At 67.6% G+C, this 17,656-nt stretch carries 20 protein-coding genes; 2 read left to right on the plus strand and 18 right to left on the minus strand.

What is annotated here, in order from left to right:
• From VBO01S_RS05520 to VBO01S_RS05565, 10 genes are all read right to left on the minus strand, one after another.
• Positions 1–2,994: VCBS domain-containing protein (locus VBO01S_RS05520; protein WP_303621472.1), on the minus strand; the 2,994-nt coding region annotated here is incomplete at its 3' end.
• A 387-nt stretch (positions 2,995–3,381) separates the two neighbouring features.
• Positions 3,382–4,200, minus strand: a complete 819-nt coding sequence (gene tatC, locus VBO01S_RS05525) for a twin-arginine translocase subunit TatC (RefSeq protein ID WP_062471649.1) — start codon at positions 4,198–4,200, stop codon at positions 3,382–3,384.
• A 73-nt stretch (positions 4,201–4,273) separates the two neighbouring features.
• Complete coding sequence (gene tatB, locus VBO01S_RS05530) at positions 4,274–4,735, minus strand: Sec-independent protein translocase protein TatB (RefSeq protein WP_062471652.1); 462 nt, start codon at positions 4,733–4,735, stop codon at positions 4,274–4,276.
• Positions 4,736–4,754: 19 nt separating this feature from the next.
• Positions 4,755–5,003, minus strand: a complete 249-nt coding sequence (gene tatA, locus VBO01S_RS05535) for a Sec-independent protein translocase subunit TatA (protein ID WP_062471655.1) — start codon at positions 5,001–5,003, stop codon at positions 4,755–4,757.
• Between the two features lie 65 nt (positions 5,004–5,068).
• Entirely contained in the window at positions 5,069–5,428 is a 360-nt protein-coding gene (locus tag VBO01S_RS05540; RefSeq protein WP_062471658.1) for a histidine triad nucleotide-binding protein, read from the minus strand.
• Complete coding sequence (locus VBO01S_RS05545) at positions 5,418–5,807, minus strand: DUF4870 family protein (RefSeq protein WP_056572726.1); 390 nt, start codon at positions 5,805–5,807, stop codon at positions 5,418–5,420. Before VBO01S_RS05545 ends, VBO01S_RS05540 begins: the two co-directional genes overlap by 11 nt.
• Positions 5,808–5,832: 25 nt before the next feature.
• Positions 5,833–6,222: a phosphoribosyl-ATP diphosphatase gene (locus VBO01S_RS05550; protein WP_062471661.1), complete on the minus strand. Its 390-nt coding sequence runs from the start codon at positions 6,220–6,222 to the stop codon at positions 5,833–5,835.
• Entirely contained in the window at positions 6,219–6,608 is a 390-nt protein-coding gene (gene hisI / locus VBO01S_RS05555) for a phosphoribosyl-AMP cyclohydrolase (RefSeq protein WP_062471664.1), read from the minus strand. Before hisI ends, VBO01S_RS05550 begins: the two co-directional genes overlap by 4 nt.
• Before the next feature lie 42 nt (positions 6,609–6,650).
• Complete coding sequence (gene hisF / locus VBO01S_RS05560) at positions 6,651–7,436, minus strand: imidazole glycerol phosphate synthase subunit HisF (protein WP_062471667.1); 786 nt, start codon at positions 7,434–7,436, stop codon at positions 6,651–6,653.
• 22 nt (positions 7,437–7,458) lie between these two features.
• Entirely contained in the window at positions 7,459–8,292 is an 834-nt protein-coding gene (locus VBO01S_RS05565; RefSeq protein ID WP_062471670.1) for a D-hexose-6-phosphate mutarotase, read from the minus strand.
• A gap of 132 nt (positions 8,293–8,424) precedes the next feature.
• On the opposite strand from VBO01S_RS05565, the gene VBO01S_RS05570 reads away from it, so the two are divergent.
• Positions 8,425–9,732: a dicarboxylate/amino acid:cation symporter gene (locus VBO01S_RS05570; RefSeq protein WP_062471672.1), complete on the plus strand. Its 1,308-nt coding sequence runs from the start codon at positions 8,425–8,427 to the stop codon at positions 9,730–9,732.
• Between the two features lie 11 nt (positions 9,733–9,743).
• Positions 9,744–10,658: an amino acid ABC transporter substrate-binding protein gene (locus VBO01S_RS05575; RefSeq protein WP_062471675.1), complete on the plus strand. Its 915-nt coding sequence runs from the start codon at positions 9,744–9,746 to the stop codon at positions 10,656–10,658.
• 18 nt (positions 10,659–10,676) lie between these two features.
• Here VBO01S_RS05575 and VBO01S_RS05580 read toward each other — a convergent pair whose 3' ends face one another.
• The 8 genes from VBO01S_RS05580 to hisD all read right to left on the minus strand — a co-directional run bounded on the left by VBO01S_RS05580 (position 10,677) and on the right by hisD (position 17,650).
• The gene (locus tag VBO01S_RS05580) at positions 10,677–11,849 is read right to left on the minus strand and encodes an AAA family ATPase (protein ID WP_062471678.1); all 1,173 of its coding nucleotides are present in this window, start codon (positions 11,847–11,849) and stop codon (positions 10,677–10,679) included.
• Between the two features lie 20 nt (positions 11,850–11,869).
• Positions 11,870–12,613, minus strand: coding sequence for a 1-(5-phosphoribosyl)-5-[(5-phosphoribosylamino)methylideneamino]imidazole-4-carboxamide isomerase (hisA, locus tag VBO01S_RS05585; RefSeq protein ID WP_062471681.1), 744 nt, complete (start codon positions 12,611–12,613; stop codon positions 11,870–11,872).
• Between the two features lie 63 nt (positions 12,614–12,676).
• On the minus strand, positions 12,677–13,336 hold the full coding sequence (hisH, locus tag VBO01S_RS05590; protein WP_062471685.1) for an imidazole glycerol phosphate synthase subunit HisH: 660 nt from the start codon (positions 13,334–13,336) through the stop codon (positions 12,677–12,679).
• 19 nt (positions 13,337–13,355) lie between these two features.
• Positions 13,356–13,973 carry an imidazoleglycerol-phosphate dehydratase HisB gene (gene hisB / locus VBO01S_RS05595; protein ID WP_062471688.1) on the minus strand — a complete coding sequence of 206 codons (618 nt, stop codon included), beginning with the start codon at positions 13,971–13,973 and terminating at the stop codon, positions 13,356–13,358.
• On the minus strand, positions 13,970–15,073 hold the full coding sequence (gene hisC, locus VBO01S_RS05600) for a histidinol-phosphate transaminase (RefSeq protein ID WP_062471691.1): 1,104 nt from the start codon (positions 15,071–15,073) through the stop codon (positions 13,970–13,972). The genes hisB and hisC overlap by 4 nt, the downstream gene beginning before the upstream one ends.
• Entirely contained in the window at positions 15,070–15,450 is a 381-nt protein-coding gene (locus tag VBO01S_RS05605; RefSeq protein WP_062471694.1) for a hypothetical protein, read from the minus strand. Before VBO01S_RS05605 ends, hisC begins: the two co-directional genes overlap by 4 nt.
• A 12-nt stretch (positions 15,451–15,462) precedes the next feature.
• Entirely contained in the window at positions 15,463–16,290 is an 828-nt protein-coding gene (locus tag VBO01S_RS05610; RefSeq protein WP_062471696.1) for a hypothetical protein, read from the minus strand.
• Between the two features lie 37 nt (positions 16,291–16,327).
• A complete protein-coding gene (hisD, locus tag VBO01S_RS05615; RefSeq protein ID WP_062471699.1) occupies positions 16,328–17,650 on the minus strand; it encodes a histidinol dehydrogenase in 1,323 nt (440 codons plus the stop codon).
• Between the last annotated feature and the right edge of the window lie 6 nt (positions 17,651–17,656).

The following is a 17,656-nucleotide window of genomic DNA, read 5'->3' on the forward strand; positions in this document are numbered from 1 at the left end:
GTTGCTGCCGGCAGTGCTCGCCTGTGGCGCGAAGTTCGACTGACCCTGGTCGACATCAGCAATCGTCAATGCACCGCCGGTGCTCAGGTTCGGCGTCGAGGCGTCCTCGTTCACCGTGCCGGTGACGACGCCGCCGATCACCGGAACGTCGTTGGTGCCGGTAATGGTCACGGTCACCACCTGGCTGGCGGTCCCGTCGGAAGACACAGCAGTGAAGCTGTCGCTGATCGATTGACCAGCGGCCAGCTGCTGAATCGCTGCCTGGCCGTTGTTGGCCGTGTAGGTCCAGTTACCGCCGGCCGCCAGCGTGAAGCTGCCGTAGCCGTTGCTGCCGGCGGAGCCGACCTGGGCTGTGAAGCTGGACTGGCCTGCGTCGACATCGGCGATCGTCAGCGCGCCGCTGGTGCTCAGGTTCGGCGTCGAGGCATCCTCGCTCACCGCGCCGGTGGCGACGCCACCAATCACCGGCACATCGTTAGTCCCGGTGATGGTCACGGTCACCACCTGGCTGGCCGTCCCGTCGGACGAGACTGCAGTGAAGCTGTCACTGAGCGACTGACCCACGCCCAGCTGTTGAATCGCCGCCTGGCTGTTGTTGGCCGTATAGGTCCAGCTGCCATCAGGCGCCAGCGTGAAGCTACCGTAGCCACTGCTACCGGCCGTGCTCGCTTGGGGCGCGAAGTTCGACTGACCCTGGTCGACATCAGCAATCGTCAACGCACCGCCGGTGCTCAGGTTCGGCGTCGAGGCATCCTCGCTGACCGTGCCGCTGGCCACCCCGCCGATCACCGGCACGTCGTTGGTCCCGGTGATGGTCACGGTCACCAACTGACTGGCGGTCCCGTCGGACGAGACCGCAGTGAAGCTGTCGCTGATCGACTGACCAGCGCCCAGCTGTTGGATCGCCGCCTGGCCATTGTTGGCTGTGTAGGCCCAGCTGCCGTCGGCTGCCAGCGTGAAGTTTCCGTGGCCGTTGCTGCCGGCGGTGCTCGCTTGAGGCGCGAAGTTCGACTGGCCCGCATCGACATCGGCGATCGTCAGCGCACCACTGGTGCTCAAATTCGGCGTCGAGGCATCCTCACTCACCGCACCACTGGCCACGCCACCAATCACCGGCACGTCGTTGGTCCCGGTAATCGTCACGGTCACCACCTGGCTGGCTGTCCCGTCGGAAGACACAGCGGTGAAGCTATCGCTGATCGACTGACCCGCGCCCAGCTGTTGGATCGCCGTCTGGCCATTGCTGGCCGTGTAGCTCCAGTTGCCATTGGCCGCCAGCGTGAAGCTGCCGTGGCCATTGCTGCCAGCAGTGCTGGCTTGAGGCGCGAAGTTCGACTGGCCCGCATCCACATCAGCGATCGTCAGCGCACCACTGGTGCTCAGGTTCGGCGCCGAGGCATCCTCGCTCACCGCGCCGCTGGCCACACCACCGATCACCGGCACATCGTTGGTCCCGGTCACCGTCACAGTGATCTGCTGATTGACCGTGCCGCCGTGGCCGTCGTCGATGCTGACGGTGAAGGTCTCCGTCGCCGTCTGGCCCTGGGCCAGATGCTGCGTGGCCGCGTTGGCGACGCTGTAGTTCCAGCTCACCGTGCCGTCGCCCGCGCCCGTGGCCGCATCGCTGACACCCGCCGTCAACACCCCGCCCAGGGTGTTGCCTGAACCGGCCGCCACGCTGATGCCGTGCGCATCGCTGAGGTCCACGTCGTCGAAGGTGATCGTGCCGCTGTCGCTCAGGGTCGGCGTCGCCGCATCCTCGGTCACCGCCGCGGCGGCATCGGCCGCGCCGATCGTCGGCGCGTCGTTGGTGCCGGTGATGCTCACGTCGATCTGCCGGGTGACGACGCCGCCGTGCTGGTCGTTCACGGTGATGGTGAAGCTCTCGACCCGGGTCTGGCCCGCGGCCAGGTATTCGACGGCCGTGGCGTTCACGGTGTAGGTCCAGGTGAGCTGGCCGCCCGTGCCGGTCCCCGTGGTGTCGGCGTTCTTGACCGCCGTCAGGCTGCCCAGCACGCTGCCGACCGGCGTGCCGGTGGCACTCACCAGGTGCACGTCGCTCAGGTCCAGGTCGCTGAAGCCGATGACGCCGCTGTCGCTCAGCGTGCCCACCGGCGCGGCCTGCTCGCTCACCGCGCCCACCAGGTCCTGGGCTGTGATCACCGGACCATCGTTGCTGCCGGTGATGGTGATGGTCACCGTGGCCAGTCCCGTCCCGCCATCGGCGTCCTTCACCTCGTAGCTGAAGGTGTCGGTGGCGCTCTCGCCCGCTGCCAGGTACTGGAAAGCGGCTGCATGAGGCTGGTACTGGAAATACCAGGTCGACGGATCGCCCATCGCCGGCTGAACGAGCGTCGCCGTCCCGTGGGCCGGCCCCGAGGCCAGCGCCAGGCTCTTGACCAGGTCGGGGACCAGGTCGTTCTGCAGCACATGGATCTGGATCCCCGGGCCGTCTTCGGTCGTCGCGACCGCATCGCCCAGCGCCTTGACCGCCTCGTTGGCCGGATTCACCTCGACCCCGTCCACGAGGACTCTCAAGGTTTCGGTCATCTGGACGGTCAGCGTGGACGACCCGAAGCTGAAAACGAAATCGCTGGCCGAGCCGTTGGACACCTCACCGGTCCTGGCATTGGTCACTGCCGCAAGATGGGCCAGGTAGGCGGCGATCTGCGTCTGGGTGGAAGACTCCAGCCACTGCGCCCTCGTGAACAGGAGCTGGAGCGTATCGACACCCGCCCCGCCCGTGTACACGTCTTTGGTGCCCGCCGCGATGTTTTCGCTGACGTTGTAGATCAGGGTGTCGTTCCCCGATCCCCCGTTGAGCTGGTCGCTGCCGCTGCCGCCATCGAGCGTGTCGTCTCCCGCGCCACCATTCAATGAATCGTTCCCGGCTCCGCCGTAGACGCTGTCGTCCCCGTTGCCGCTGTTGATGGTGTCGCTGCCGGCCGTGCCGGTGAGAAGGTCGTTGCCGTTGGAGCCGGTGATCGCGGTCATGTGCGTCCTTGGTGAGCGCCGAAAGGCCGGCGCATGCCTGTCCCACGCTGCAGTTCGTGTTCTTTTTTTTGTTTTTGTTTGCAAATTAGATCGCGCCAGCGACGCGGGCACATGGAAGAAATGCCCTTTCCTTCCTGGGCGATAAGTACCGGGACGATCTGAAAAAGCCTGGTACTTCTGTCCTGCCTGAGCCTCCGCACGCGCGGGCATGGCCCCTATTTCGTCAGCCGGATAAAAAAGAGCTCGCCGAAGCGAGCTCAATGATTGCGTTGATTGAGGAATGTCCTGTGCATCAGCCAGACAGGTCCGACAGCAACAAAAAAGCGGCCCGAGGGCCGCTTTCGTTTTGGGCCCGCCGCTGGTGCGAGGCCGACCGATCCGGGGGGATCAGGAACTGCCGGAAGACCCCGAACCCGCGCTCTCTTCCTCACCCTCGGGCGCCTTGCCCGTTCCTGCGAAGTAGCGCGCCCCGATGATCCCCACCTCGTACAGCAGGCACATCGGCACCGCCAGCGCCAGCTGCGACACCACGTCGGGCGGCGTGAGCACCGCGGCCACCACGAAGGCGATCACGATGAAGTAGCCGCGGAACGAGCGCAGCTTCTCGATGGTGACCATCTCGAAGCGCACCAGCAGCATCACCACGATCGGCACCTGGAAGGCCACGCCGAAGGCGATGTACAGCGACAGGATGGCCTCGACGTACGACGAGATGTCGGGCGTGGCCGCCACCGCCGCGGGCGTGAACTTCTGGATGAAGCCGAACATCTTGTCCAGCACGAACAGCTGCACGAAGGCGATGCCGCCGTAGGCCAGCACGCTGCCGAAGAAGATCAGCGGCAGGGCAAAGCGCTTCTCGTGGCTGTACAGGCCCGGCGCGACGAACATCCAGGCCTGGTACATGAGCCAGGGCAGCGCCAGCAGCACGGCCGCCATCATCAGCACCTTGAGCGGCACGAAGAACGGCGAGAACACGCCGATGGCGATCAGCTTGGCGTCCGGCGGCATGTGCGCGCGGATCGGCATGGCGATGATGTCCATGAGCCCGCTCGGACCGGGCCAGATCGCCAGCAGCACGCCCGCGACCACCAGGCCGTAGACGCAGTACAGCAGCCGGTCCCGAAGCTCGACCAGGTGCTGCACGAACGGCTGCTCGGTGCCCGCCAGCTCGTCTTCTTCTTTGTTCTTGTTGTCGGAATCGGCCATGGGAGGGGAGAAAGCGTGGGAGAAGACACAGGCGCACTGGGCGCCCGGGAACGCCGCGGGGCGTGCGCGTGCGTCAGTTGATCTTGTGGGGGCGGAAGCGGGCGACCCGCGCCGCGCCCGACAGCGCCTTGGTGCGCACGCCGTTGCGCGCCTTGTACCAATTCGGCGTGGCGCCCTGCTTCAGGCGCCAGTTCTTGCGGGGGTGCCTGTATTCGGGCACCGCCTGCTCGGGCTCGGCCAGTGCCGACAGGGTGTCGCCGGACGCGCCGGAAAACTGCTTCTCGAACTCGCTGGCGCCAGTGTGGATGCTGTGCTCCACGTCGCGCGCCGCGTCCTCGACCGTGGTCTTCATCTTGCGGAGCTCGTCGAGCTCCATCGAACGGTTGACTTCGGCCTTGACGTCGTTCACATAGCGCTGCGCCTTGCCGAGCAGGGCGCCCACCGTGCGTGCAACGCGCGGCAGCTTCTCCGGCCCGATCACGATCAGCGCCACGACGCCGATGAGCGCCAGCTTCTCAATGCCGAGGTCGATCACGGATGTGTGCCTGCGGTGCTCAGGACTTCTGGCGCGCTTCGACGTCGATCGTCGACTTGTCGCTGTTGGCCGGCTGGCCGGTCACTTGTTGCGTGGGGGCCGACGTGGTGGAGGCATCGGGGGAGGCCGAGCCGTCCTTCATGCCGTCCTTGAAGCCCTTGACGGCGCCACCGAGATCCGAACCCATGTTCCGCAGCTTCTTGGTGCCGAAGATCATGACCACGACGAGCAGCACGATCAGCCAGTGCCAGATGGAAAAAGAACCCATGGAGAACTCCTAAGAATGTGTCCGATTTTAGTCGGGGGGAATGTGACAGTTTGGCTTAACCCTGCTCAGCCGCGAAGCCAGGGGCGGGGGCCGCCCATGACGTGCACATGGAGATGGTGAACCTCCTGCCCGCCTTCGGCGCCGGTGTTCACGACGACCCGGTAGCCGCCGTCCGGATAGGGCCGGCAGCCCTGCTCCAGCGCCAGCTGGGGGGCCAGCGTCATGATCTTGCCCATGAGCGCCGAATCCTCGGGCGTGAGCTGGGCCATCGAGGCGATGTGCTTCTTGGGCACCAGCATGAAATGCACGGGCGCCCAGGGGGCGATGTCGTGGAAACCGAACAGGTCGTCGTCTTCGTAGACCTTGCGCGAGGGGATCTTGCCTTCGATGATTTTGCAGAAGACGCAGTTCGGATCAGATGACATCTTTGGGTTCCATGGGACGGCCGTCGTTCATCCGGATCATGCCCTTCACGATCCGGTAGAGGAACCACAGCGAAATCAGGCTCCAGGCGATCCAGCCCGGCACGAACAGCAGCAGCCAGAGCCACGAGGTGACGATGTACAGCAGGCCGGCCCACAGCACCGAGCGGATGCGCCAGCTGAAGTGCGAGGCCTGCCAGGTGCCGGCCGCGTCGTCGCGCTTCACGAAATCGATCAGCAGGGCGATGAGCAGCAGCAGCACGGAGGCCTGCGCGCCCGGCACGACCGCGCCGATGGCCACGATCAGGTGCAGCACGTAGCTGACCCAGCCCCAGGTCTTGAGGGAGTCGTCGGGTTCCACGTTCACGATGTCATTGGCCATGGTCGATGCCCTTTCAATCGATCATTCAGTCGTTGGAAGCTTCGCGGGCCTGCACCTTGCGCAGGGCTTTTTCCTCGATGCCGCTGGTGCCCTCGCGGCGCTCGAGCTCCGCGACGACGTCGGCCGGCGAGAAACCGTAGTGGGCCAGCGCCACCATGGTGTGGAACCACAGGTCGGCCACTTCGTTCACTATTTTCGAGCGGTCGCCGCCGTGATCGGCGTCCTTGGCGGCCATCACGACCTCGGTGGCTTCCTCGCCGATCTTCTTGAGGAAGGCGTCGGGGCCCTTGTGCAGCAGCCGGGCGACGTAGCTCTTCTCGGGGTCGCCGCCGTTCGCGGGCAGGCGGCTCTCGAGCACCGCGGCCAGGCGGGCGAGCGCGTCGGACATATTCGAATCGTTCACTGTGGCGCTCATTTGTAGATCGACTCCGGGTCTTTCAAGACCGGTTCGACCACGGCCCACTGGCCCTTCTCGTACTTGCTGAAGAAGCAGCTGTGGCGGCCGGTGTGGCAGGCGATGCCGGGCTCGTGGCCAAGCTGGGTCACCTTGAGCAGGACGACGTCGTTGTCGCAGTCCAGGCGGATCTCGTGCACGGTCTGCACGTGGCCCGACTCCTCGCCCTTGAACCACAGCTTGCTGCGCGAGCGACTGAAATACACCGCGCGGCCCAACTCGGCGGTCTTCTCGAGCGCCTCGCGGTTCATCCACGCGAACATGAGCACGTCGTTCGTGCCTTGTTCCTGGGCGATCACGGGCACCAACCCGTTCGCGTCCCACTTCACTTCATCGAGCCAATTCATGGTGATATTGTCGAGGATAGGAAAAGACCCTTCCGGTCCCGCTCAGGCGTCGATGCGCACGGGAATCCCGCGCTCGGCCATGCGCGCCTTCGCCTCGCCCACGGTGTGCTCGCCGTAGTGGAAGATGCTCGCGGCCAGCACCGCGTCGGCGCCGCCCTTCTGGATGCCGTCGGCCAGGTCGTCGAGGCTGCCGACGCCGCCCGAGGCGATCACCGGCACGTTGACCGCGTCGCTCACGGCGCGCGTCAGGGCCAGGTCGAAGCCGCTCTTGGTGCCGTCGCGGTCCATGCTGGTGAGCAGGATCTCGCCCGCGCCGCGGCGCGCCATCTCGGTCGCCCACTGCACCACGTCCAGGCCGGTGTTCTTGCGCCCGCCGTGGCTGTAGACGTCCCAGCCCGCGCCGCGCGTGGCGGCGTCTTCGGGGCTGCGGCGCTTGGCGTCGATGGCGACCACGATGCACTGCGAGCCGTATTTCTTGGCCGCGTCGCTGATCACCTGCGGGTCGGCGATGGCGGCCGAGTTGAAGCTGGTCTTGTCGGCGCCCGCGTTGAGCAGCCGGCGCACGTCGGCCACGGTGCGCACGCCGCCGCCCACGGTCAGCGGAATGAAGACCTGCGAGGCCACCGCCTCGATGATCGGCAGGATCAGGTCGCGGCCGTCGCTGGTGGCGGTGATGTCCAGGAAGGTGAGTTCGTCGGCGCCCTGCGCGTTGTAGCGCGCCGCGATCTCGACCGGGTCACCGGCATCGCGCAGCTCGAGGAAGTTGACGCCCTTGACGACGCGGCCGCCGGTGACGTCGAGGCAGGGAATGATGCGTTTGGCAAGCATGGGGTGGTGAACCAGGGAGAAATCAGAGAACGCAAAGCTGTTGCCAGCCCTGCCATTGGGCGCCGGGCGCCAGCACGACGGGTTCGTCGATGCGGGCCGCCTCGACGCACAGCATGTGGCGGAAGCCCTCTGGGGGCATGTCCGCGAGTGTCGCACCGAGCGCGGCGCCGGGGTTCCAGACCACGGTTTCGGTGCAGGTTTCGCTCTGGGTGATTTCGAGCGTGCCGCCGGGCTGCACCAGCCGCAGCGGCTGCGCCGGGGCGGTGTAGACGCTGTCGAACTCGGCGTCGAACTGCAGCGCGGCGGCGGTTTCGGTCTGGCGCATGTCGCGCACCGCGTCCCAGCGGGCGGCGCCCTGCAGGCCTTCGAGGCGCACCGCGGCGATGTCGTCCACGCGCAGGTAGGTGTGCAGCGCGGCCGAGAACGGCCAGGGCGCGTCGCCGGTGTTGGCCAGGGTGAGCGCGGTGCGCAGCCGGCCGGCGGCGAGCGTGGCGTCCATCCGGGCCTCGAAGGCATGCGGCCAGAGCCGGCGGGTGGCGTCGTTGTCGCGCAGCACCAGCCGCAGCGTGTCGGGCGCGCCCGAATCCTCGCGAATCCAAGGCAGATTGCGCATGAAGCCATGCTTGGGGAGCATGCCGCGCTGGTTGAACTGGGGGCAGCACAGGGGAATGCCGCCGCGGATGGCGGTTTGGCCGTCAAAAACGGCCTTCGGACTCAGATACAGTCGCTCCCCACCGCGGGCCGGGGCCCAGGAAAGCACCTGGGCGCCATGCAGCGCCACCGTCAGCGTGCTGCCATCGGCCGCCACGGCGTGCAACGCCGGCTGGCCTCGAAACTCGATCGAGCGGATATCCATGTGAGGAATTGTAGGCAGCCGCCGCATCCTGGCAGCAGGCCATTGCGTGCAGCCGCCTTTCTTGGATACCCTGTGCCGGGTCGGTCCCGTGCACTCGAAAAGAACCACTCTCACACGACAAAGGGGATACGCATGAAGAAAAAGCTGCCCATGGCCGCCTGGATCCTGATCGCCATGGTGCTCGGCATCATCGTCGGTTACATGATCTTCACCAGCTTTCCCGACAAGAAGGCCGCCAAGGAGATCGCGGACTACGTCTCCATCGTCTCCGACGTCTTCTTGCGCCTGATCAAGATGCTGATCGGCCCGCTGGTGTTCTCCACGCTGGTGGTGGGCATCGCGCACATGGGCGACGCCAAGTCGGTGGGCCGCGTGTTCGGCAAGGCCATCGGCTGGTTCCTCACGGCCTCGCTGATCTCGCTGGTGATCGGCCTGGTCATGGCCAACCTGCTCAAGCCCGGCGAGAACCTGGGCCTGCCGCTGCCCGACATCGGCGCCTCGGCCAACCTGGCGACCAACAAGTTCACCTTCAAGGACTTCGTGAGCCACACGGTGCCCAAGTCGTTCGTGGAGGCGATGGCCAACAACGAGATCCTGCAGATCGTGGTGTTCTCGATGTTCTTCGGCGTGGCCCTGGCCTCGCTCGGCGACAAGGCCAAGACGCTGGTGGCCGCCATCGAGGAGCTGTCGCACGCCATGCTCAAGATCACGGGCTACGTCATGAAGCTCGCGCCGCTGGCGGTGCTGGCCGCCATGGCCGCCACCGTGGCCGTGAATGGCCTCGGCATCCTGATCAAGTTCGCCGTGTTCATGCGCGACTTCTACCTGGGCCTGTTCGTGCTGTGGGGCGTGCTCATCATGGCCGGCCTGCTGTTCCTGGGGCCGCGCGTGTTCAAGCTGCTGGTGCTCATCAAGGAGGCGTTCCTGTTGTCGTTCGCCACCGCGAGCTCCGAAGCCGCGTACCCGAAGATCCTGCAGGCGCTCGACCGTTTCGGCGTGAAGCGCAAGATCTCCAGCTTCGTGATGCCGATGGGCTACTCGTTCAACCTCGACGGCTCGATGATGTACTGCACCTTCGCCGTGCTGTTCATCGCGCAGGCCTACGACATCCACATGCCGATCAGCACGCAGATCACCATGCTGCTGATCCTGATGCTCACCTCCAAGGGCATGGCCGGCGTGCCGCGCGCCTCGCTGGTGGTGATCGCCGCCACGCTGAACCACTTCGACATTCCCGAGGCCGGCCTGCTGCTGATCCTGGGCGTGGACACCTTCCTGGACATGGGCCGCTCGGCCACCAACGCGGTGGGCAATTCCATCGCCACGGCCGTGGTCGCCAAGTGGGAGGGCGAGCTGCTGTCCGAGAGCGATGCCGAGGCCAATGCCAAGGTGCTCGACGAGGAAGCTGCCGCCACCCTCGCCCACCCGGCGCACGCGTGAGGCGCCACGCCATGACGCGCATCGCCACGCTGCCCTCCGCCGTCGCCGCATGGCTGCTGGCGGGCGTGGTCCTCGCCTTGCCGGCCGGCCCGGCACAGGCGCAGGAGCTCCTCACCGGCACGCTGGCCAAGGTGCGCGAGAGCGGCACCATCGCCATCGGCCACCGCGAGGCCTCGGTGCCCTTTTCGTACCTCAATGCGCGCAAGGAGCCGATCGGCTACTCCATCGAGCTGTGCCGCGCACTCGTCACGGCCATCGAGGACACGGTCAACAAGAGCCTCACGATCAAGTGGGTGCCCGTCACCTCCGACTCGCGCATCGACGCGGTCGTCAGCGGCCAGGTCGACCTCGAGTGCGGCTCCACCACCAGCAACCTGGAGCGCCAAAAGCGCGTGGCCTTCTCGCCGACGATGTTCGTCTCGGGCACCAAGGTGCTGGTGAAGAAGGGCGCGCCGATCCAGTCGTTCCGCGACCTGGCCGGCAAGAAGGTGGCGGTGACGGCGGGCACCACCAACGAGAAGACGCTGCGCGACCTGTCGCAGAAGTTCAAGCTCAACATCGAGCTGAAGGTGGCGCGCGACCATGCCGAGTCGTTCGCGCTCGTGAAGGACGGCCAGGCCGACGCCTTCGCCACCGACGACGTGCTGCTCTACGGCCTGATCGCCCGCGACGCCGCCAAGGCGCAGTACGAGGTGGTGGGCGACTTCCTCTCCTACGACCCCTACGCGGTCATGTACCGCAAGGGCGACCCGCAGCTGAACAAGGTGGTGATCGACACCTTCCAGGTGCTGGCGGAAGACGGCGAGATCCACCGGCAGTACAAGCGCTGGTTCATGCGCAAGCTGCCCTCGGGGGAAAGCCTCAATTTGCCGATGAGCGCGCAGCTGGAAACGATCATCCAGACGATGGCGGTGAAGGCCGAGTAGGCCGGCGCCTGCCCTTCTTTACCGCGCGGGCCACTCCCAGCGCGGCATCTCGCTCATGTCGAGGTTCGCGATGCGGGTCTCGCCGAAGCGCTTTTCGAGCACCACCGGCTGCAGGCCGTCGCTGTCGTCCAGGGCGGCGATCAGGCGCGCCGCATGCGACACCACGATCACCTGCGACGACCGCGCGGCCTGCGCGATGAGGCGGCCCAGCGCGGGCAGCAGGTCGGGGTGCAGGCTGGTCTCGGGCTCGTTGAGCACCAGCAGCGCGGGCGGACGGGGCGTCAGCAGCGCCGCGATCCACAGCAGGTAGCGCAGGGTGCCATCCGACAGTTCGGCGGCCGTCAGGGGCCGCAGCAGGCCGTGCTGGTGCATCAGCGTCTCGAAACGGTCGCCGTTCGCCTGCACCTCGATGCGGGCGCCCGGGAAGGCATCGTCCACGGCGCCGTCGAGCGCCTCGCCGTCGCCGATCTCGCGGACGGTCTGCAGGGCCGCGGCCAGATCGGCCCCATCGTTCGCCAGCACAGGCGTGTAGGTGCCCAGTTGCGGCTGACGCGCCGGGGCGTCGGCGTCCGAGCGGAAGTGGTCGTAGAAGCGCCAGGAGCGCATCTGCTCGCGCAGCGTGAGCATCTCGGGCGCGTCGCGCGGGTCGGCGTGCTCGGTCATCATGCTGGCGAAGGCCGGGATCGGCCGGCCGACGGCCTGCCAGCCCTTGCCGTCGCGCAGGCGCAGCGCGGCGCCCTTGCGATCGACCAGGTGCGTGGAAGGGCGCAGCAGCGGGCCGCTCCAGATCGCTTCGTGCTTGATCTGCGGGTCGTGCGAGAAGGCCGAGGACGGGATCGGCGGCGGCAGGCCGATGTCGATGGCGTAGCCGAAATCGTCGGCCTCGGCGCCGGCGAAGCCCAGCTTCAGCGCCACCGGCTCGCTGCGCGTGGTGCCCTGCACCGGCTGTTCGCCGCGCAGCATGGCCGCCGAAAAGCGCTCGGGCCCGGCCCACAGCGTGGAAGACAGCCCGCCCTCGCGCACCAGCGAGCGGATCACCCCGCCGTTGGCGATGTCGGCCAGCAGGCGCATCGCGCGGTACACGCTCGACTTGCCGCTGCCGTTGGCGCCCGTCACCACCGTGAGGCGGCCCAGCGGCACCGTCAGCTGGCGCAGCGAGCGGTAATTGGCGATGGCGAGCGCGGAGAGCACGCGCCGCTACGGCAAAGGCGTCAGGCGCCGGCCAGCTCGTCCGCGCGCGCCTGGGCGGCGGCGAAGTCGAGGTCGCCCGAGTAGATGGCGCGGCCGCAGATCACGCCCTCGACGCCTTCGGACTCGACCGCGCAGAGCTGGTCGATGTCGGCCATGTTCGACAGGCCGCCCGAGGCGATCACGGGGATGGTCAGCGCCTGCGCGAGCTTGACGGTGGCGTCGATGTTGATGCCCGAGAGCATGCCGTCGCGGCCGATGTCGGTGTAGATGATCGATTCGACGCCGTAGTCCTCGAACTTCTTGCCCAGGTCGGCCACCTCGTGGCCCGTGAGCTTGCTCCAGCCGTCGGTGGCGACCTTGCCGTCCTTGGCGTCCAGGCCCACGATGATGTGGCCGCCGAAGGCGCTGCAGGCGTCCTTCAGGAAGCCGGGGTTCTTGACCGCGGCGGTGCCGATGATCACGTAGCGCAGGCCGTCGTCGATGTAGCGCTCGATGGTGTCCAGGTCGCGGATGCCGCCGCCCAGCTGCACCGGGATGTCGTCGCCGACCTCCTTCAGGATCGCCTTGATCGCCGCGTGGTTCTGCGGCTTGCCGGCGAAGGCGCCATTCAGATCGACCAGGTGCAGCCGACGGGCGCCGGCCTCGACCCATTTGCGGGCCATGGCGGCGGGGTCTTCGCTGAAGATGGTGGACTGGTCCATGTCGCCCTGCTTGAGGCGAACGCAGTGGCCGTCTTTGAGATCAATGGCGGGAATGAGGAGCATGGAAGTGACGCGAGTGTGCGAAAGCCGGGCTGCCAACGGTGCGGCCCGGGCGGGAATATAAGGTCAGGGATTCCAGTGGAGGAAGTTGCGATACAGCTGCAGCCCATGGTCCGCACTCTTCTCCGGGTGGAACTGGGTGGCAAAAATGTTATCGCGTGCGATGGCCGCGGTAAAGCATGCCCCGTAATCGGCCTCGCCCACGCTGTGTCGGGCATCCGCCGGACACGCGTAGAAGCTGTGCACGAAATAGAAGTAGCTCTGGTCGGGAATGCCCGCCCACACCGCGTGCGGCTGGGCCTGGCGCACCTGGTTCCAGCCCATCTGCGGCACCTTGAAACGGCTGCCGTCGGGCTGCAGGCGGCCGGCCAGGTCGAACTTGACGACCTCGCCGGGAATGAGCCCCAGGCCGTCGGTCGGGCCTTCGTCGCTGCGCGACAGCAGCATCTGCATGCCCACGCACACGCCGAAGAGCGGCTTGCTGGCCGCGGCTTCGAGCACCGACTCGAGCAGGCCCGAGTCGCGCAGCTCGCGCATGCAGTCGGGCATGGCGCCCTGCCCCGGCAGCACCACGCGGGTGGCCTGGCGCACCACGTCCGGGTCGGAGGTGACGAACACCTCCACGCCCACCTGGTCGGCCGCATGGCGCACGGCCTGCGACACGGAGTGCAGGTTGCCCATGCCGTAGTCGACGACCGCGACGGAATTTTTTGCTACAGATTTCATAGCTGTTCGCCGGGGAGTTTCAGAGCGAACCTTTGGTCGAGGGAATGACGCCGACGGAGCGCGGATCGAGCTCCAGCGCGCCGCGCATGGCGCGCGCGAAGGCCTTGAACACCGTTTCGCACTGGTGGTGCGCGTTCACGCCCTTCAGGTTGTCGATGTGCAGCGTGACGAAGGCGTGGTTCACGAAGCCCTGGAAGAACTCGTAGGTGAGCTGGCTGTCGAAGGTGCCGATCATGCCGCTGGTGAAGGGCACATGCATCACGAGGCCCGGGCGGCCCGAGAAGTCGATGACGACGCGGCTCAGCGCCTCGTCCAGCGGCACATAGGCATGGCCGTAGCGACGGATGCCCTTCTTGTCGCCGATGGCCTTGGCCACGGCCTGGCCGAGCGTGATGCCCACGTCTTCCACGGTGTGGTGGCCGTCGATGTGCAGGTCGCCCTCGCAGTCGATGTCCAGGTCGATCAGCCCGTGGCGGGCGATCTGGTCGAGCATGTGATCGAAAAAGCCGATGCCCGTGGAGAGCTTGGCCTTGCCGGTGCCGTCGAGGTTGACGCTGACCGTGATCTTCGTTTCGGCGGTGTGGCGGGTGACCGTCGCGATGCGATCGGTGCTGCCCGGGGTCGTGGGGGTGGTCATAGTGAGGCTTCGAGCGCCGCCAGCATCTGCGTGTTCTCGTCGGCCGTTCCGACGGTGAGGCGCAGGCAGTTGGCGAGCAGTTCATGCATTTTAGAAACGTTCTTCACCAGCACCCCGCGGGCCTTCATGCCCTCGAAGGTACGGGTGGCATCGGGCACGCGCAGCAGGATCATGTTGGCGTCGCTGGGCCAGGTCTTCACACCCGGCAGCCGGGCCAGCGCGGCCATGAGCTGGTCGCGCCCTTCGCGGATCTGGCGCGCCTGGGCCTCGAACACGGCGGCGTGCTCCAGCGCGAACAGCGCGGCCTCGCAGTTGAGCACGCTGATGTTGTAGGGCGGGCGCACCTTGTCGATCTCGGCGACCAGCGCGGCGGGGCCCATGAGGTAGCCCAGGCGGATGCCGGCCAGGCCGAACTTGCTCAGGGTGCGCATCAGCAGCACGTGGCGGTGGTTCGCGAGCCGGTCGATGTAGCTGCGCGCGGCGAAGGGCTGGTAGGCCTCGTCGATCACCACCAGGCCGCCCTGCGCGCCCTGGGCCTGCACGATCTTCTCGATGACGGCGTCGTCCCAGAGGTTGGCGGTCGGGTTGTTCGGGTAAGCGAGGTAGACGATGGCGGGCTTCTCGCGCGCGATGGCGGCCAGCATGGCGGCCTCGTCGAGCTCGAAATCGGCCGTGAGCGGCACGCCGACGAAGCGCAGGCCCTGCAGCTGGGCGCTCATCGCGTACATGACGAAACCGGGCACGGGCGCGAGCACGGCGGCGCCGGGCTGGTCGCAGGCGATGCCCAGCAGTGAGATCAGTTCGTCCGAGCCGTTGCCCAGCATCAGCCCGAAGCCTTCGGGCAGGCCCGCATGGACGGCCAGCGCGCGCTGCAGGTCGGCGCCGCGGTCGCCGGGGTAGCGGTTGAGCGCCAGCGCGCCCAGGCGCGCGCCCAGTTCGGCCTGCAGCGCGGGCGGCAGGCCGTAGGGGTTCTCCATCGCGTCGAGCTTGAGGAAGCCGCGCGCGTCCTGCACCGCGTAGGCGTGCATGGCGCGCACATCGGCGCGGATGCGGTCGAGCGGCAGGCGGTTGTCGGAGGCGGAAGAATCGGAAACGGTCATCGGGTGCAGCGGTAGCTGTTGCGGAGGGCGCCGGCCATGACCAGTTGCACGGGCATGTCGGCTTCGTAGCTGTCGGCGTTGCGGCTCAGCTCGGTCTGGTAGAGCGAACGGGCCATCGAGGGTTCGAGGCGGCGGCCCTCGATGCAGAACGGCGGCACCTGGCCGTTGCGCTGCGACGACTCGACGCCCTCGCGCAGGCCTTCGAGCACGCCGACGAGGTAGTAGCTGGCGTAGGCCTTGCCGTCCTTCTCGCTGGCTTCGAGCGTACGCAGCTCGCGGATGCTCATGGCCTGCGCGCCGGCGCCGATCGCACCGGCCGCCAGGGCGAGCAGCAGCGCCGGCAGGCGCGGCAACAGCAGGACGGCGGCGCGTTGCATGGCCTCGCTGGCTTACTTGCGGTAGCGCGGCGGCGGCGCGTACGCGCCGTCGGCCGGGAAGGCGCTGGGCTGCGACGGCGAGGCGTCGCGGCGGGTGCGGCGCGGGGCGCTCGGCTCTTCGAGCTCGAACAGCGCGGCGCCGATCACGCCGATGTTGCGCACGTCGCCGGCCTCGGTGTTCGCAGCGTAGGCGCGGCCCGGCGTGGCAAAACGGAAGGCGGCCACTTCGCTCTGGCTCTTGCGGAAGCCCTCGATGTTGAGCGTCTGCTGCGGGCGCAGCACGTAGCCGCCGTTGCGCAGGCTGCCGGGCTTGCCGTTGAGCACGTCCAGGCCGTCGACGGTGGCGATCACCTCGTAGCTGCGATCGCTGAGGTTGCGAAAGCGCAGCGTGTAGCGCGCACCTTCGACGCCGGCGAGGCGGAACATGTCATTGCCGCTTCGACGCGCGCGCTGCAGCGGCAGCGGGCGGTCGTTCTCGTCGAGCACCGACCATTCGATGTCGCCCTGGGCCAGCTGCAGGTTCAGCCGGCGCTCGGGGTTGCTGCCCGCATCGCGGCGCACGCTGGCCGCGTCGTTGTAGCCGATCGAGGCCACGTCGTCGGGCTGGTCGGACAGGCGCTTGGCGGCCACCGTGCGGGTCTTCGACTCGATGCCCTCGCCCCATTGCGTGCCGAGCTGGGCCGGCGCGGGTGCAGGCTTTGCAGCACTGGACGTGGCCGCCATCGCCGTCGTCTCGGCGCGGTTTTGCGGCATCTGGGTGCAGGCGGCCAGCAAGGCGGCACCGGCAACGAGGCCGGTGGCGAAGCGGAAAAATCGCGAGCGATAGAGGCGTTGAATCATCTGGCGTGCTCCTCCCTGAAGCGGGGTTGTTGGAGCCTCAGATCTTACGCAGGCGCATGCGCGCGGCTTCGGCGTGCGCCTGCAGGCCCTCGCCTTCGGCCAGCGTGACCGCGATCGGGCCCAGCACCTGCGCGCCGGCCTCGCTCACCTCGATGAGGCTGGAGCGCTTCTGGAAGTCGTACACGCCCAGCGGGCTCGAGAAGCGCGCGGTGCCGCTGGTCGGCAGCACGTGGTTCGGGCCGGCGCAGTAGTCGCCCAGGCTCTCGCTGGTGAAGTTGCCCAGGAAGATCGCACCGGCGTGGCGCAGCAGCGGCTCCCAGCGGTGCGGTTCGCTGCTGCTCACCTCGAGGTGTTCGGGGGCGATGCGGTTGCTGATCTCGCAAGCCTCTTCCATGCTCTTCGTGTGGATCAGCGCGCCGCGGCCGTTGAGCGAGGCGGCGATGATCTCGGCGCGCGGCATGGTCGGCAGCAGGCGGTCGATCTCGGCCTGCACGCGATCGATGTAGGCGGCGTCGGGGCACAGCAGGATGCTCTGGGCCAACTCGTCGTGCTCGGCCTGGCTGAACAGGTCCATGGCCACCCAGTCGGGCGGCGTGGAGCCGTCGGCCAGCACCAGGATCTCGCTCGGGCCCGCGATCATGTCGATGCCCACGGTGCCGAACACGCGGCGCTTGGCGGCGGCCACGTAGGCGTTGCCGGGGCCGGTGATCTTGTCGCAGGCCGGGATGGTGGCCGTGCCGTAGGCCAGCGCGGCCACGGCCTGCGCACCGCCGACGGTGAAGCCGCGCGTCACGCCGGCCACGTAGGCGGCGGCGAGCACGAGCTGGTTCTTCTCGCCCTTCGGCGTGGGCACGACCATGATGATCTCGCCCACGCCCGCGACGTGCGCGGGAATGGCGTTCATCAGCACGCTCGACGGGTACGCAGCCTTGCCGCCCGGCACGTAGATGCCGACGCGGTCCAGCGGCGTGACCTTCTGTCCGAGCAGCGTGCCGTCGGCGTCGCGGTAGCTCCAGCTTTCGCCCGAGGCCTTCTTCTGCGCCTCGTGGTAGCAGCGCACGCGGCGCGCGGCGGCTTCGAGCGCGTCGCGCTGCGCGGCGGGCAGCGCCTCGAAGGCGGCCTTCAGTTCAGCCTGCGTCAGCTCCAGCTCGGGCAGCGTCTTCGCATCGAGCTTGTCGAAGCGGTTCGTGTATTCCAGCACCGCCTCGTCGCCGCGCTTTTGCACGTCGGCCAGGATGTCGGCCACCACCTTCTCGATCGCCGCGTCCGCGTCCGCGGACCAATGCAGCCGCGCCTTGAATTCAGCGTCGAAGCTGGCTGAGTTCGTGGACAGTCGGGCGGGGGCTGCTTGCAGAGTCATGGGTTT

The organism is Variovorax boronicumulans NBRC 103145, assembly GCF_001591345.1.
Taxonomy (GTDB): Bacteria; Pseudomonadota; Gammaproteobacteria; order Burkholderiales; family Burkholderiaceae_C; genus Variovorax; species Variovorax boronicumulans.

Excerpts from the sequence above, each read along its gene's own strand:
- tatC (WP_062471649.1), bottom strand. The coding sequence starts at position 4,200 with ATGGCCGATTCCGACAACAAGAACAAAGAAGAAGACGAGCTGGCGGGC.
- tatA (WP_062471655.1), bottom strand. The coding sequence starts at position 5,003 with ATGGGTTCTTTTTCCATCTGGCACTGGCTGATCGTGCTGCTCGTCGTG.
- VBO01S_RS05540 (WP_062471658.1), bottom strand. The coding sequence starts at position 5,428 with ATGTCATCTGATCCGAACTGCGTCTTCTGCAAAATCATCGAAGGCAAG.
- VBO01S_RS05545 (WP_056572726.1), bottom strand. The coding sequence starts at position 5,807 with ATGGCCAATGACATCGTGAACGTGGAACCCGACGACTCCCTCAAGACC.
- VBO01S_RS05550 (WP_062471661.1), bottom strand. The coding sequence starts at position 6,222 with ATGAGCGCCACAGTGAACGATTCGAATATGTCCGACGCGCTCGCCCGC.
- hisI (WP_062471664.1), bottom strand. The coding sequence starts at position 6,608 with ATGAATTGGCTCGATGAAGTGAAGTGGGACGCGAACGGGTTGGTGCCC.
- hisF (WP_062471667.1), bottom strand. The coding sequence starts at position 7,436 with ATGCTTGCCAAACGCATCATTCCCTGCCTCGACGTCACCGGCGGCCGC.
- VBO01S_RS05565 (WP_062471670.1), bottom strand. The coding sequence starts at position 8,292 with ATGGATATCCGCTCGATCGAGTTTCGAGGCCAGCCGGCGTTGCACGCC.
- VBO01S_RS05570 (WP_062471672.1), top strand. The coding sequence starts at position 8,425 with ATGAAGAAAAAGCTGCCCATGGCCGCCTGGATCCTGATCGCCATGGTG.
- VBO01S_RS05575 (WP_062471675.1), top strand. The coding sequence starts at position 9,744 with ATGACGCGCATCGCCACGCTGCCCTCCGCCGTCGCCGCATGGCTGCTG.
- hisA (WP_062471681.1), bottom strand. The coding sequence starts at position 12,613 with ATGCTCCTCATTCCCGCCATTGATCTCAAAGACGGCCACTGCGTTCGC.
- hisH (WP_062471685.1), bottom strand. The coding sequence starts at position 13,336 with ATGAAATCTGTAGCAAAAAATTCCGTCGCGGTCGTCGACTACGGCATG.
- hisB (WP_062471688.1), bottom strand. The coding sequence starts at position 13,973 with ATGACCACCCCCACGACCCCGGGCAGCACCGATCGCATCGCGACGGTC.
- hisC (WP_062471691.1), bottom strand. The coding sequence starts at position 15,073 with ATGACCGTTTCCGATTCTTCCGCCTCCGACAACCGCCTGCCGCTCGAC.
- VBO01S_RS05605 (WP_062471694.1), bottom strand. The coding sequence starts at position 15,450 with ATGCAACGCGCCGCCGTCCTGCTGTTGCCGCGCCTGCCGGCGCTGCTG.
- VBO01S_RS05610 (WP_062471696.1), bottom strand. The coding sequence starts at position 16,290 with ATGATTCAACGCCTCTATCGCTCGCGATTTTTCCGCTTCGCCACCGGC.
- hisD (WP_062471699.1), bottom strand. The coding sequence starts at position 17,650 with ATGACTCTGCAAGCAGCCCCCGCCCGACTGTCCACGAACTCAGCCAGC.